The following is a 14106-nucleotide window of genomic DNA, read 5'->3' as shown; positions in this document are numbered from 1 at the left end:
CGCGCCCGACGGAAGACTGTATTGAGCCCGGCGCAACAATTCGACTGGCCCCTTTTCATGGCGCAACGGGGCGCGGCGGCGAAAGACCCGCGCCTGAAACGGTTCTACGACGCCTGGGCACTGGAGCCCGGCCAGAGGCTGGCCGATACGCGGCTGGTGGCGCTGGACATAGAAACCACGGGACTGGACCCGAACCGCCACTCCATAGTCAGCATCGGAGTGGTGCCGTTCGACCTGCAGCGAATCCATTTCTCGCGACGACGGCACTGGCTGGTGCGACCGCGGTTCCCGCTACAGGCCTTGTCCGTCACGCTGCATCACATCACCCATTCAGACCTGGCGGATGCCCCGGACCTGCGCGAGGTGCTCGAAGAAGTGCTCGATGTGCTGTCTGGCAGCGTGCCCGTGGTGCATTACCGCAACGTCGAGCGCGCCTTCATCGAGTCGGCCGTGCAGTTCCGACTCGGCGAGAGCCTGCAGTTCCCGGTGATCGACACCATGGCCCTGGAGGCCCGGCTGTACCGGCAATCCCTGCCGGCCCGCTTCAAGCGCTGGCTGGGCCGCCGTCCCGTGTCCATTCGCCTGCAGGACAGCCGCGCGCGTTACGGACTGCCTGCCTACCAGCCGCACCATGCGGTGCTGGACGCGCTGGCGACGGCGGAGTTGTTCCAGGCCCAGGTGGCGGCGCGCTTCAGCCCGGAAACGCCGCTCGGCGACCTGTGGTGCTAGGGATGGAGCGGGGAGCAGCGAGGCCAGCCGCTCCCCGCCAGGCTCAACCCCTCGGCTCGCTGAGCAGCCCCTTGATGATGGCGTAGCAGCCCACCAGCAGCACCACGGTGAACGGCAGTCCGGTCGAAACCGCCATGGCCTGCAGCGCCACCAGGCCGCCGCCCAGCAGCAGTGCGACGGCAATGCCGCCCTCGATGAAGGCCCAGAACACGCGCTGCGCCTTGGGCGCATCCACCTTGCCGCCGGCAGTAATGGTGTCGATCACCAGCGAGCCGGAGTCTGAAGAGGTGATGAAGAACACGATCACCAGCACGATGCCGACGAAAGAGGTGATCTCGGTGAGTGGCAGCTCGCTCAGCATCACGAACAGCTTCACCTCGAGGGCCGCTTCCTTCACGTCCGTGAAACCGGAGCTGATGAACTGGTCGATGGCCGTGCCGCCGAAGGCAGTCATCCACAGCACGGAGACCAGCGACGGCACCAGCAACACGGCGATGAGGAACTCGCGCACCGTGCGGCCGCGGCTGACCCGGGCGATGAACATGCCGACGAAGGGCGACCAGCTGATCCACCACGCCCAGTAGAAGGCCGTCCAGCCCTGGCTGAAATTCGCGTCTTCCCGACCGAAGGGGTTGGACAGCGCGGGCAGGTGGCCCACGTAGGCCCACAGGTTCTCGAAGAAGCCGCTGAATATCACCATGGTCGGGCCGACGATCAGCACGAACAGCAACAGCACGAAGGCCAGCACCATGTTGACCTCGGAGAGCCTCTTCACGCCCTTGTCCACGCCGGCGACGATCGAGAGCGTGGCAACGCAGGTGATGCCGAAAATCAGCAGCACCATGGTGACGTTGCCCTCAGGGATACCGAACAGGTAACCCAGCCCGGCGGCGGCCTGCGAAGCGCCGATGCCCAGCGACGTCGCCAGCCCGAACAGCGTGGCGAACACGGCCAGCATGTCGATGACGTGGCCCGGCCAGCCCCACACCCGTTCGCCCAGGATCGGGTAAAAGATCGAGCGGATGGTCAGCGGGAGCCCCTTGTTGAACGAAAACAGGGCCAGCGCCAGCGCCACCACGGCGTAGATGGCCCAGGGATGCAGGCCCCAGTGGAAGATCGTCGCGGCCATGCCGAGCTTGCGCGCCGCCTCAGTGTCGCCCGCAGCGCCCCCCAGCGGCGCCCAGTCGGTGCGCACGCCGTTCTCCATGCTGATCCCGCCGAGCGCCGTCTCGAAGTGCGACATGGGCTCGGAGACGCCGTAGAACATGAGCCCGATCCCCATGCCGGCAGCGAACAGCATGGAGAACCAGCCGATATAGCTGAAATCCGGCATTGCCTCGGTGCCGCCGATGCGCACCTTGCCGAGGGGCGAGACGATCAGGCCCAGGCACAACACCACGAAGATGTTGCCGGCGAAGATGAAAAACCAGGCCAGGTTGCCGGTGAGCCAGTCACGTATGGCGCCGAACAGCGGCTCGACCTCGGTCTGCAGCGCGAGCGTGATGATGACGAAAAACAGCGTCACCACAGCCGAAATGGCGAAAACCTTGCCGTGTATGTCCAGCGCGATGCCGAGGGGTGATGCGGTGTAGTTATCCTGGCCGATGACGTAATCAGTATCGATCAGCGTCGCTTCGCCCTCGGGCGAGGGTACGCCTTCGCTGATTTCCGCGGTCTGTTCAGGTGTTCCCTTGTGGTCGTCTTTTTCCACGGGGCCTACCTCCTTTCTTTTTAGCTGTTGTGCGGTGGGCGCACGAGGAATACGGAAACGCCGGTGTGCTTGGCCACCTTGTCGCCATGCGACGGCATGATGGCGTCGATCTTGTGGGGCAGGTGCGTCGCCATGAGCACCAGGTCTGCGCCGATGTCCTCGGCACACCGGACCAGCAGTTTTTCCATGTCCGCACTGGGGTCATGGCTGATCAGGACGCGGGCACTGGTCTGCTGACCGTGGTGAGCAGTCTGCTCATCGGCGAAGGCGCGGAGCTTCTTTTCGTATTCCGCCGGGGTCCGTGCGACGGATCCCGGCGTGTTGGCCGTGACGCTGACATAGCAGACTTCAGCCTTGTAATGGCGCGCCATGTCAGCGGCAACCTGGAGTGATCTCTCCAGTGCCCCCAGGTGCGCCAGGTCGACGGGAACCATGATTTTGGTAAACATGCCCGTTACCTCCCTGTGCCTGTGGCTAATCTTTAGTTTTCTCGTGGAAGGGACGCGAGTTGCGCCTCATCCGGGAACCGCGGATGAAAGGACAACCTAACATGGAGAGCCCATGAGGGCTAATCTGCGCGCGGCCGCAGGCTACGGAAATCTATACGTATCCGCTGCCGACGCGGACGGTCGGCCGGGCCTTCGAAGGCGATTCGGCCCTGCGTAGATGCATGGTGAACCAGAACACGCTGCCGCCGTTGGAACGGCGCTCGGCACCTGCGGAGCCGCCCATCAGCTCGGCGAGCCGGCGCGTGATTATGAGGCCGAGGCCGGTGCCACCATGCGAGCGCGTCGGGGAGTTGTCACCCTGTTCAAATGCGGAGAAGAGCCGCGGCATGATCTCCGGGTCGACACCTATTCCCGTGTCAGCGACCTCGACGCGCACCAGGACGTCGTTGCCGAAAGTCTCGAGCATCCGAGTGCGAATGATGACCTCGCCCGATTCTGTGAACTTCAGGGCATTGCTGACGTAGTTGGCCAAGGCATGCCGGATGCGTTTCGCGTCCCCGGCGAGCGCGCCGGGGCAGGGGTCTTGCTCGATACGCAGGCCAAGACCTTTCTTTCGGGCATCCGTTGCGAACATTGCTGCCACTTCCTCGACAATCTCCGCGACGTCAAGCGAGGCGATTTCCAGTTCCAGTGTGCCGGATTCGATGCGCGCCAGGTCAAGCACGGAGTCGACCATGCCCAGGAGGTGGTTTGCTGCAGCTTCGAGTTTCCCAAAATACCCGGAGTCCGCGGCACGCTCCGGGTTGTTTCGGATCAGGAATGCCATACCGTGAATAGCGTTCAGCGGCGTTCGGATCTCATGGCTCATGTTGGCAAGGAAGGCACTCTTCGCTTTATTGGCAGCCTCGGCCGCCTCTTTCGCCAGTACCAAGTCATGTGTTCGCGCCAACACCTTGGACTCGAGCTCACTACGCTCCTGGCGCAAGGCGTCTTCGACGGTCTTCAACGCCGTGATGTCCTGGGAAGTTCCGCGCACCCTTAGCGGCTGCCCGTCATCGTCCAGTACGCTTTCGCTGCGCATCTCCAGCCAACGGACGCCCGCGGATGGCGTCGTCAGTCGATAGGCGCTCACTGCGGGACGGCCGAGCACCAGCGCACGGTGCAAAGCATCCTCCACGACCGGGCGATCTTCCGGGTGCACCATCGCCATGAACCGGTTCAGGGTGGTGTCCAGGTCTTGCGAGGGCGCAAAGCCCAGGATGCACTCCATCTGCTTCGACCAGTGCACCGTGCGGTTGCAGAGGTCCAGTTCCCAGTCGCCGAGCCCGCCGATACTCTGCGCGGCCTCCAGGCGGCGCTCCCGCTCGACCAGACCGGCTTTCGTCACGGCCTCTCTGTGCGCATGCTCAAGGTCCCTTCTTGCAAGGAATCCGATGCCGGCCAGGCCCAGTATCCAGATCCCGCCGAAGGACCATCCCAAGTTGCCAAGCGTCGTAGCCTCTGCCTGAAGGTACGGCGCCATCGGGACTGTGACGCCCACGGCGCCGCGGATGTCGCCTACTTCGTAACCCTGGTGTGCGTGGCACTTGAGACAGCCAGGCTCGGTCACCATGGGTTGCATCAGGCGCAGGAAATGCCCCTGGTCGTTCTCAACGTACTGGGAGATCTCTCCGGTGCCATCCTCGAAGGCCAGCAGGGCCTCGCGCTCCCAGGCGTCGGGTGCATTGTCGGGATTCAGCGGTTTCAGGCTGGTGATGCGACCGCGCACCCCGTAAAGGGCCTCATATTCCACCATCATCTGGCGGACCATGTAGGCTGGGTTCATCAATGTGAACTGACGTTGCGATGGCGTCTCGAGGTCTCGCTCGTCGATGTGCGCAAGGTAAGGGTTGGGCGGCGTATGCTCGGTGACGGGCACGTAGACACCGCCGTGCTGAGTAGACCAAAGGCGGAACGCCTGGTCCTTGTTAAAGTGAGCACGGGCCTCGTGGGCAGCCAGGTCGAGAGTTTGCTGTTGTTCCGTGTGCCGGCCCCATAACAGCGCGGAAATTATGAGCACGCTCCAGGCAATCGCCAGCATCACTGCACGGCGCAGTACGAATTGCTTGCCGCGCAGGGCGGGATCGTCGGCGACGGGATCCGGCCGCAGGCGCGAGGAGGGGGCGTTTGACATATGTGCGTGGAGCATCGGGCCCGGCGCGGCGGCAGCAGATTGAACTCGCGCTACTTTAGCTGCTACTTGTCCTGCGTAAACTACGAATTTTCCGCAGCATCCCCCGGCATCATACTTGCTGCGCCCACGGCGGGACCTGTGATGGCCATGCGCGGTGAATGCCATCCGGCTGACCGGGATTCGCCACGACATTTCCGCCCCGATCTGCCGCCCTCATGAATAGAGAAATTTTCCAGGCCCTGTTCCTTAACGCGGCCTTACTGCTCGCCATGACGCAGGTGCTCGCCGTCTCTGCGCGGGGCCTGGGAGGTGACAAGCACTTTGCGTGGAAGCTGGCCGTGGGCCTGCTCGTCGGGGCCATCGGGATCGGCGTGATGTCCTTTGCCCTGGTCTTGCGCCAGGGCCTCGTGTTCGACGTGCGCTCCGTGCTGCTGAGCCTGTGCGGCCTGTTCTTCGGCTTCCTGCCGACGGTCATCGCAATGCTCATGACCGCGCTTTTCCGCTGGTACCAGGGCGGCGTGGGGGTAGTCGGCGGGATCAGCGTGATCATCGCCTCGGCGGTGATCGGTATCGCCTGGCGAACCCATGCGCATGGCCGGCTCGCACGTATCGACTGGCGTGAGCTCTATGCGCTCGGCCTGGCCGTGCACCTGGTCATGCTCGGGATCATGGGCACGGTCTTGCCTGGCGACCTTGGGCCGCAAACGCTGCGCAGTATCGGCGTTCCGATCCTGTTGATCTATCCGGTCGCCACCATCGCACTCGGCCTGCTCCTACGTCTCAGGCTCCAGCAGCAGGCTGCGGCGAGGGCGCTCCGCGCCAGCGAGGCGCGTTACCGCAGCCTGTTCGAGAACAAGCATTCCGTGATGCTGCTGGTCGATCCCGCCACGGGCGAAATCGTTGATGCCAATCCCGCTGCTGCGGAATACTACGGCTGGACCCGGGACCAGCTCTGCAAGATGAAAATCTTCGACATCAACCCGATGTCGGACGCGGCGCTGGCAGCCGAGATGCAGCTCGCACGCGCAGAGGAGCGGCGCTTCTTTAATTTCCAGCATCGCCTGGCCGACGGTTCGCTGCGGGACGTGGAGGTGTCCAGCGGTCCGATCAGGCTGGAGGGCCGGGAACTGCTGTACTCCATCGTCAACGACGTCACCGCGCGCAAGCAGGCTGAGTTGCGGCTGCGCGAGACCCGGGACAAGCTGGCGTTCGCCATGCGCAGCAGCCGGATTGCGCATTGGGAGATCAACCTGCTGGATCAGACCATCGAGCGCTCTTTCGACCACGACCAGATCTTCGGGTACGGCGTCAACCAGCCCGCGTGGACTCGTGAAACGTTCATGTCCCACGTGGTCGCGGAAGACCAGGACGCCACAGAGGCGCTGTTCCAGCGCGTGGCACGCGAGCGGGCCGACTTCACGCACGAACTTCGTATCCGCCGAGTGGATGGTGCAGTGCGATGGTTGTGGCTGGCGGGAAAACACCTTGAGCCAATCGCGGGCCAGCCGCCGCGGATGGCGGGCGTGGTCCAGGACGTGACCGAGCGGCGCGAGCGCGAGGAAGAGCTCGCACGGCACCGCAATCACCTGGAAGAACTCGTCGCGCAACGTACAGCCGACCTCGCGGCAGCGAGACAACAGGCGGAGAGTGCGAACCGCGCCAAGAGCGCGTTCCTCGCCAATATGAGCCACGAAATAAGAACTCCGCTGAACGCCATCATTGGCCTGACTTACCTGCTACGGCAGCGAGAAGAGAATGCGGCACAACGTGAAAAGCTGGACAAGATCGACCAGGCCGGGCGGCACCTGCTGGCGGTGGTCAACGACATGCTCGACTTATCCAAGATCGAAGCGGGGAGGATGGAGCTTGGCTCCGAACTGTTCAATCTCCCGGCACTGGTCGACAACGTGGCGGCGATCATCTGCGAGGAGGCCAGCGAAAAGCGTCTCGAAGTATGCGTGGACTACGACCCGATTCCGCAATGGCTTGAGGGTGATCCGACCCGGGTGCGCCAGGCCCTGTTGAACTACGCCGCCAACGCGGTGAAATTCACGGACAAAGGAAAGATCCACCTGCGTGTGCGCGTCGTGGCGCACGACTGCAATGTCCTCACGGTCCTGTTCGAGGTCGAGGACACCGGGGTAGGGATTCCGGAGCACAAGCTGGGTGAACTCTTTCGTTCCTTCGAGCAGGCTGATAACTCGATCTCGCGGCGCTTCGGAGGTACGGGCCTGGGCCTGTCGATCACCCGGCACCTGGCCGTGCTCATGGGCGGAGATGCGGGCGTCGAGAGCATAGAAGGTCGAGGCAGTCGTTTCTGGTTTACGGCGCAGCTGCGGGTGGGCGGCACTGCGATGACAAGCCCGGAGCAGGAGATGCCTGCCGCCGAGGCGCAGAATTTCTTGCGTCGCCGCTATGCGGGCACCCGAATACTGGTGGTCGACGACAATGCCGTCAACCGGGAAATCACCGTGCAGTTACTGACGGCTGTCGGCCTGGTCGCAGATACTGCCGAGGATGGACAAGAAGCCATCGATGCCGCTTCGCGGATGGGCTACGCAGTCATCCTTATGGACGTGCAAATGCCCAGGATGGACGGACTGGAAGCGACGCGCCTGCTGCGCGCCATGCCCGGACAGCAAGGAGTGCCGATACTGGCCGTCACGGCCAATGCTTTCGCCGAAGACCGGAAGGCCTGTGAGGAAGCCGGAATGAGCGACGTGATTACAAAGCCCGTCAAGCCCGATGTCCTGTACGAGAAGGTACTGAAATGGCTTGCCATGGTCCCGCTCGGAGAGGGTAAGCCGGCACCTCCCGAAGGTGCGGTGCCCGAGGGCAATGCCGGCCTGCACGCGTCGATGCAACGCCTCTCGGTGCTTCCCGGCGTTGACCTGGACAGGATCCTGGGTATTTTTCGGAACAAGCAGGAGCGTTATCTCGAATTGTTGGAGGAAATGCTCACTGTCACCGAGGACGACCTGGCCCATGGAGAGAACGCTGTCGAGGCTCGCGACTGGGCCGGGGCCGCGGCGCGTGCGCATCGTATCAAGGGCGCCGCAGGGAACATGGGGCTGGAGCTTCTGCAGGCGCCAGCACGGGACCTCGAGCAACTCTGCAAACACCAGGCGACCACGGGTGACCTGCCTGATGCGAGGCTCGGCGAGATGCGGGTGGCCTTTGCAGCCTTGCATCGGGGGATCTCGGAGCTGCGTGCGGTAATGAAGACAGGCTGACCCGGTGCCTCCACCTTCATCCGCGACCCGATATTTTGCAGGCGTGACGGTCGCGCTGGGCACGGCGTTGGCGGCGCTGGGCGTGTCGGCGTTGTGGTCCATGGCGCCCGAGTCGGTTTCCCGCCTGCCGATCAGCCCGATTCTCGTCGCCATCCTGCTCGGGATCGGTCTCAGCGGAATCGCCCAACGCCGGCCGGGTTGGCAGCCGGGGCTGGCGCTCGCCGCAGGCGCTGTCCTCAAGCTAGCAGTCATGTTGATCGGGCTGCGATTGTCCCTTGCCCAGGTCGGAGTGCTGGGCATCCAGGCCTTGCCCCTGGTGGCCGGCGCCCTGGCAGCCGGGCTCGGGATTACCTGGTGGCTCCAGCGCACCCTGGGGCTGGACCGGAAGTTTGCCGCATTACTGGCTGTGGGATCCGCCATCTGCGGCGCCTCCGCGATCGCCGCAACGGCCCCGGCGCTAAAAACACGTCCCGAACAGACTGCCTACGCGCTTGCCTGCGTGGCGTTGTTCGGCTTGACCGCCACGCTACTCTACCCATGGTTGCTGGAGGCCTGGCTCGGGGACAGCCGCCAGATCGGAATGGTGCTTGGGGCGGCGGTGCACGACACCGCCCAGGTTACTGCGGCGGCCATCCTCCACGAGCAGACTTTTGCCGCCACCGAGACGGTCGCCGCTGCGACCGTCACCAAGCTGCTGCGTAACCTTTCCATGCTCGCAGTCATACCTGCGGTCGTCTGGTGGGCTCTGAAGGGTGAGGCAGAGACCAGGGCGCGTCCGGCTTTCCCCCTGTTCGTGCTCGGATTCGTCGCGTTCGCAACGCTACGTAGTGCCGGCGACATGCTTCTTGGGGAGAGCCCGGCTTGGGCCTCGTTCCTGTCACTGGGCAGCTGGCTGAGCGGGCTGTTGTTCGCCATGGCGATGGCCGCCATAGGCATGCAGATACGCCTCGCGGCACTGCGCGCGCTCGGCCCGAAGCCCGCGGTCGTGGCATTGCTCACTGCTGTCGGGATGGGCGCCGTGGCGCTGGGGATCGTGGCCCTGGTGGGCTAAGGGGCAAGCTCAGCCGGGAGACTTACCAGGCTGCATCTGCAGCGCTGAGGCTTGCGCCATAGCCATAGTGGGCGCTGACATAGCAGCTGCCGCCGGTCGCGAACCACCGTGCGGCCAGCACCACCGGACCGGTGGCGGCGAGGTGCTCGCGGGAAACGGGCTTGCGCTCTTCCCAGCTTTTCTCGACGGGGCCGAAGCGGGCGACGAAGGGCGCCGCGAACTCGTCACGCAGGGCGACGCAGGCGGCCTCGCTGCGCGCCTGTAGCGGCGCATCGAGCGTGAGCTCGATCTCGACCAGCTTGCCCTTATCGGCCATCCCCATCGCGCTCACGGGACGTCCCTGGAGCTGGCCGCTGTAGCGGACCTCGTCGAGCCCGCCGCAGCCGATACCTGCCAGCGCATTGTCCGGTGCAACCCGGACGGCGAGCTCGGCTGCCTCGTCATAGGGCCGGCCGATTTGCAGCGGCCCGATACCCTGGGCAGAAATCGCCAGGGGGTCGGGCGCATCGGGCGTGCGCGCCAGGGAATAGACGCTCGCCGCCAGCAAGGCGACGAGCGTCACTCCGACAGTCAGTGCAGCGCGAAGCCTCACTTGGCCTTGACGACTCCGCAGGCAATGCGCGGGCCGGCCCCGCCGATGGGCTGCGTGATGTGGTCGTCACGGTTGATGTGGATCACCAGGGCCGCGCCGTCCGCGTCGAGGATGGTGGCGCGTCCTTCGGCGCCGCCGAGCGAGGCGAGCGGCGTGAACATCTCGACCTTGACGCTGCCGTCATCCAGCACCACGAGGTTGGGCAGGTCACCGGCGTCCGGCCCCTTGGGGTTCATCAGGCCGTGTTCCTTGCCGTCGGGGTTGAGGTGACCCTTGGAAGCGACGAAACCGGCTTCCGGGTCCTCACAGGTGCCGACGCTGTGAATATGAATCGCCTTGGGGCCCGGGGGCAGGCCGTGCAGGTCGAGGTAGATCGCTACACCGTTCGGGCCCTCCGTGAGGGTGGCGGTGCCCACCGACTTGCTCTCCTTGTCGATGAAATCGGCGCCGGCCTCCGCCACGCCATGATTGTCCGCATGAACGGCGCCGGCCGCCAGCGCTGCACAGGCCGCGAATGAAAGTGTCTTGAATTTGCGCATTGACGAATCCTCTTGAGTCTTGTTTTCCGGGTCCAGTAATTGAACCAAGTCTAATCAAGCCTAAACCCGCCCGGCGGCCACTGACAACACCCCTGTGTCGCGTCCGGGGTGCAGGGCTGCGGACGTTCTCCCGTATACTTCGCCGCTGATTCGTGTCGCGCCGGGACAGAGGGAGCCATGAGCCAGGATCAGCCAACCAGGGGACAGTCCTTCACCCGCTTCGTCGAGCGGGTGGGTCACAAGATCCCGGATCCCGTCATCATCTTCATGTCCTTCTACCCGATGGCCTTCCTGGCGACCGTGCTGCTGGGCGGGCACACCTTCGAGACCATGGGGGCGGGCGGCGAGCCGGTGCGCTACCAGATCCTGCCCATGTACCAGTCCGAGCACGTCCGCTGGATCTTCGACAATGCGCTGTTGCAGAACTGGCTGGCCTTCGGCAACGGTGTGCTGGCCGTGATCATGGTCGTGATGCTGGCCATCGGCGTGGCGGAAAACTCCGGGCTGTTCGGCGCCCTGATCAAGCGCGCCGGAACCAAGATCCCGCAGAAGTGGCTGCCGCTGCTGCTGATGTTCCTCGGCATCACCAGTTCAGTGGCCACAGATGCCGGCTACCTCGTTTTGATCCCGCTGGCCGGCCTGCTCTACGCGGGCCTCGGCCGCAACCCGCTCATCGGCATGGCCGCAGCTTTCGCCGGCGTGTCGGCAGGGTTCAGCGCCAACCTCATCCCGGGCACGCCCATCGACGTCATCATCGGCATGAACGCCCAGGTCTTCGCCGAATCCCAGGGCATTCCGTTCACCACGGCCGACGGTGCAATCCTGCGTCCGGCGACGATGCATTACTGGTTCATCGCCACTTCGACCATCGTGCTGGCTTTTACCGGCGCCTGGGTCACGAAGCGGTTCGTGGAGCCAAAGCTGGAACATGCGCCCTTCGAGGTGCCGCCCGAGATCGACCTGGGGCAGTTCGAGGTGGGCGAGGCGGAGCAACGGGGGCTCAAGGCGGCGGGCTGGGGGCTGCTGGTCGCCGCCGCAGTGATCGGGGGACTCATCCTGGGCCCCCTCGGCCCTTACACCGACGAGTCGGGACAGGAGGTGCTGCCGTTTCTCAACAACATCATCCTGCTGATCTCCCTGTTCTTCATCATCGAGGGGGTGTTCTTCGGTTACGCCTCGGGCAACTTCCGCCGCGTCGCGGACGTCGTCAAGGCGATGGTCAAGCAGATGAACACCATGGGCTACATCCTGGTGCTCACCTTCTTCAGCTACAACTTCCTCGGCCTGCTGCGCTACAGCGGCCTCGGTTCCTACATCACCTACCTCGGCGCCGAGGCGCTGGTCGCCATGGGCCTGCAGCAATTCCCGGTGCTGCTCCTGATCGGCTTCGTGCTCACCACCGCCACGATCAACCTGTTCATCGGCGGGCTGACTTCCAAGTGGATGCTGCTCGGGCCGATCTTCGTGCCCATGCTGTATTTCGTGAACCAGGAGATGACGCCGGACCTGGTGTCCGCGGCCTTCCGCGTAGCGGACTCGGCCACCAACATCATCACGCCGATGATGACCTACTGCGGCGTGATCCTGGCTTTCATGCGCAAATACCGGCCGGAACTGGGCTTCGGCGACATGCTGCTGATCATGCTGCCGTACTCGATGGTCTTCCTGGTGGTGTGGACGGCGCTGCTGGTGGCTTTCTTCGTGTTCGGCATCCCGCTCGGGTTCTGATCGGCCCATGCGCCTACCCGGTCCCGTCGCCGCCGCCCTGTGTTTCGAGCGCCTCCGACAATTCCAGCCAATCCCTCTCCACGGACTCGATCTGTCGGCTGATCTCGCGGTGCTCGCTGCTGAGGCGCGCGAGCGCACCGGTATCCCCCGCGTAGCAGGCGGGGTCCGATAGCCGGATTTCGAGCGATTTGCGTGATTCCTGCAGCGCCTCGAGGCGAGCCTCGAGCTGGTAGAGCTTTTTCCTTTGTCGGGCCAGCTCGCGCGAGCGCGCCCGGGTCTCCAGCCTGGCCTGTTGCCGGTCGCTGGGTGCCCCCGGCTTATCATCGTCTCGCGCACCGCGGGAGCCCAGCCAGCCGGCATAGTCATCCAGGTCGCCATCAAACCGGGCCACGCGGCCATCGGCCACGCGCCAGAAGCTCTCGCAGACCAGCCCGAGCAGGTGACGGTCGTGTGAAACCAGCACGATGGCGCCTTCGTAGTCCGCCAGCGCTTCGGCCAGCGCCTCCCGCATGTCAAGGTCGAGGTGGTTGGTCGGTTCGTCCAGCAGCAACACGTTCGGCCGTTGCCAGGCGATCAGCGCCAGCGCCAGCCGCGCTCGTTCCCCGCCGGAAAAGTTATCCACCGGCTCGAAGGCCCGATCGCTGCTGAAAAACCAGCGACCGAGGAAGTCACGCAACGCCTGGGGCGCAGCGTCGGGTGCGAGGACCTGCAAGTGCTGGTAGGGGCTCTCGCCGGCACGCAGGCTTTCCACGGTGTGTTGGGCGAAATAGCCGGCGACCAGGTCTTCGTGGGCACGTCGCGCCCCGTGCAGAGGAGCGAGCTCGCCGACCAGGGTCTTTACGAGCGTGGATTTTCCCGCGCCGTTCGGCCCCAGGAAAGCGACCCGGTCCCCGGCCTCCAGTGCAAACCTGACATCGCCGAGCACCTGCGCCTCGTGCTCGCCACTCCGGTACCCGGCGGTGACGCCGTCAAGTGTCACGAGGGAGAAGGGGAGCTTTGCCGGGGCCGGGAACTCGATATCCAGCGAGCGCTCTGCCCGGATGGCTTCGGTGCCGGCGAGTTTCTCCAGGCGCTTCAGGCGGGACTGGGCTTGCGAGGCCTTGGTCGCCTTGGCCCGAAAGCGGTCGACGAAGCGCTGCAGCCGTTCGCGCTCCGCTTGCTCCTTCTCGAAGTTCAGCTGCTGCTGGCGCAGCTGTTCGGCTCGCTGCCGCTCGAAGGAAGAGTAGTTGCCGGCGTATAGCCGGGCGCGGCGATCGTGCAGGTGGACTACGTGAGTGCATACGCCGTCGAGGAATTCCCGATCGTGCGAGATCACCAGCAGGGTGCCGGGATAGCGCAGCAACCACTGCTCCAGCCACAGCACAGCATCGAGGTCGAGATGGTTGGTGGGTTCGTCGAGCAGCAACAGCTCGGAGGGCGTCATGAGCGCACGCGCCAGGTTCAGCCGCACACGCCAGCCGCCGGAAAAGGTTCGCACTTCCTGGCGATGCGTGGCCGCGGCAAAACCCAGCCCGTGCAAGAGCCGGCCGGCCCTGGCCTCCGCGTCGTAGCCTTGCAGCTCACCGAGTCGCTCATGGGCCCGGGCCGCCGCCTCGAAGTCACCGCTCCGGGTCGCCTCGCGTTCGTCCTGCAGGCTGGTCCATAGCGCCGCGTCACCCGAGATCACGAAATCGAGCGCCGGCATGGACAGGGCAGGGGTCTCTTGCGCAACGCTGGCGATGCGAACCTTGGACGACAAGCTGATTTGTCCCTGGTCCGCCTCGATCTCGCCCCGGATGGCGGCAAACAGGCTGGATTTCCCGCTGCCGTTTCGGCCCACCACGCCGACCCGCCAGCCGGCGTGCAGAGTGAGATCAACGCCAGAGAGCAGGCGCTCGGGACCGCGGCGCAAAGCGAACTGG

At 64.7% G+C, this 14106-nt stretch carries 10 protein-coding genes; 4 read left to right on the top strand and 6 right to left on the bottom strand.

Going from position 1 to position 14106, the window contains the following annotated elements; genetic code table 11:
* The first annotated feature begins 21 nt into the window (after positions 1-21).
* A complete protein-coding gene (locus G8346_RS05825; RefSeq protein WP_240901316.1) occupies positions 22-729 on the top strand; it encodes a 3'-5' exonuclease in 708 nt (235 codons plus the stop codon).
* Positions 730-772: 43 nt separating this feature from the next.
* On the opposite strand, the gene G8346_RS05820 is transcribed toward G8346_RS05825, so the two are convergent.
* From G8346_RS05820 to G8346_RS05810, 3 genes are all read right to left on the bottom strand, one after another.
* Complete coding sequence (locus G8346_RS05820) at positions 773-2440, bottom strand: BCCT family transporter (RefSeq protein ID WP_166049108.1); 1668 nt, start codon at positions 2438-2440, stop codon at positions 773-775.
* A 20-nt stretch (positions 2441-2460) separates the two neighbouring features.
* Positions 2461-2889 (bottom strand): universal stress protein, encoded by a 429-nt coding sequence (locus G8346_RS05815; RefSeq protein ID WP_166049106.1) that lies wholly within the window; start codon positions 2887-2889, stop codon positions 2461-2463.
* A gap of 151 nt (positions 2890-3040) precedes the next feature.
* Positions 3041-5062: a DUF3365 domain-containing protein gene (locus G8346_RS05810; RefSeq protein WP_166049104.1), complete on the bottom strand. Its 2022-nt coding sequence runs from the start codon at positions 5060-5062 to the stop codon at positions 3041-3043.
* Positions 5063-5277: 215 nt separating this feature from the next.
* Between G8346_RS05810 and G8346_RS05805 the strand changes: the two genes are divergently transcribed.
* Entirely contained in the window at positions 5278-8295 is a 3018-nt protein-coding gene (locus G8346_RS05805; RefSeq protein WP_166049102.1) for a PAS domain S-box protein, read from the top strand.
* Between the two features lie 43 nt (positions 8296-8338).
* Complete coding sequence (locus G8346_RS05800) at positions 8339-9346, top strand: putative sulfate exporter family transporter (protein WP_166049100.1); 1008 nt, start codon at positions 8339-8341, stop codon at positions 9344-9346.
* A 22-nt stretch (positions 9347-9368) separates the two neighbouring features.
* Here the strand turns inward: G8346_RS05800 and G8346_RS05795 are convergent, their stop codons facing one another.
* A complete protein-coding gene (locus tag G8346_RS05795) occupies positions 9369-9908 on the bottom strand; it encodes a hypothetical protein (protein ID WP_166049097.1) in 540 nt (179 codons plus the stop codon).
* Between the two features lie 26 nt (positions 9909-9934).
* Complete coding sequence (locus tag G8346_RS05790) at positions 9935-10477, bottom strand: superoxide dismutase family protein (RefSeq protein WP_166049095.1); 543 nt, start codon at positions 10475-10477, stop codon at positions 9935-9937.
* 177 nt (positions 10478-10654) lie between these two features.
* Between G8346_RS05790 and G8346_RS05785 the strand changes: the two genes are divergently transcribed.
* Positions 10655-12205 (top strand): AbgT family transporter, encoded by a 1551-nt coding sequence (locus G8346_RS05785; protein ID WP_166049093.1) that lies wholly within the window; start codon positions 10655-10657, stop codon positions 12203-12205.
* Between the two features lie 13 nt (positions 12206-12218).
* Here G8346_RS05785 and G8346_RS05780 read toward each other — a convergent pair whose 3' ends face one another.
* A complete protein-coding gene (locus G8346_RS05780; protein WP_206202602.1) occupies positions 12219-14096 on the bottom strand; it encodes an ABC-F family ATP-binding cassette domain-containing protein in 1878 nt (625 codons plus the stop codon).
* Positions 14097-14106 lie beyond the last annotated feature (10 nt).

This window comes from Thioalkalivibrio sp. XN279, assembly GCF_011089885.1.
GTDB lineage: Bacteria > Pseudomonadota > Gammaproteobacteria > Steroidobacterales > XN24 > XN24.
Note: the sequence above shows the minus strand (reverse complement) of the source record. Positions and strands in the feature narration are given on the sequence as shown.

Bases quoted from the DNA above. Each gene is read 5' to 3' on its own strand.
- G8346_RS05815 (WP_166049106.1), bottom strand. From the start codon at position 2,889: ATGTTTACCAAAATCATGGTTCCCGTCGACCTGGCGCACCTGGGGGCA.
- G8346_RS05810 (WP_166049104.1), bottom strand. From the start codon at position 5,062: ATGTCAAACGCCCCCTCCTCGCGCCTGCGGCCGGATCCCGTCGCCGAC.
- G8346_RS05805 (WP_166049102.1), top strand. From the start codon at position 5,278: ATGAATAGAGAAATTTTCCAGGCCCTGTTCCTTAACGCGGCCTTACTG.
- G8346_RS05790 (WP_166049095.1), bottom strand. From the start codon at position 10,477: ATGCGCAAATTCAAGACACTTTCATTCGCGGCCTGTGCAGCGCTGGCG.
- G8346_RS05785 (WP_166049093.1), top strand. From the start codon at position 10,655: ATGAGCCAGGATCAGCCAACCAGGGGACAGTCCTTCACCCGCTTCGTC.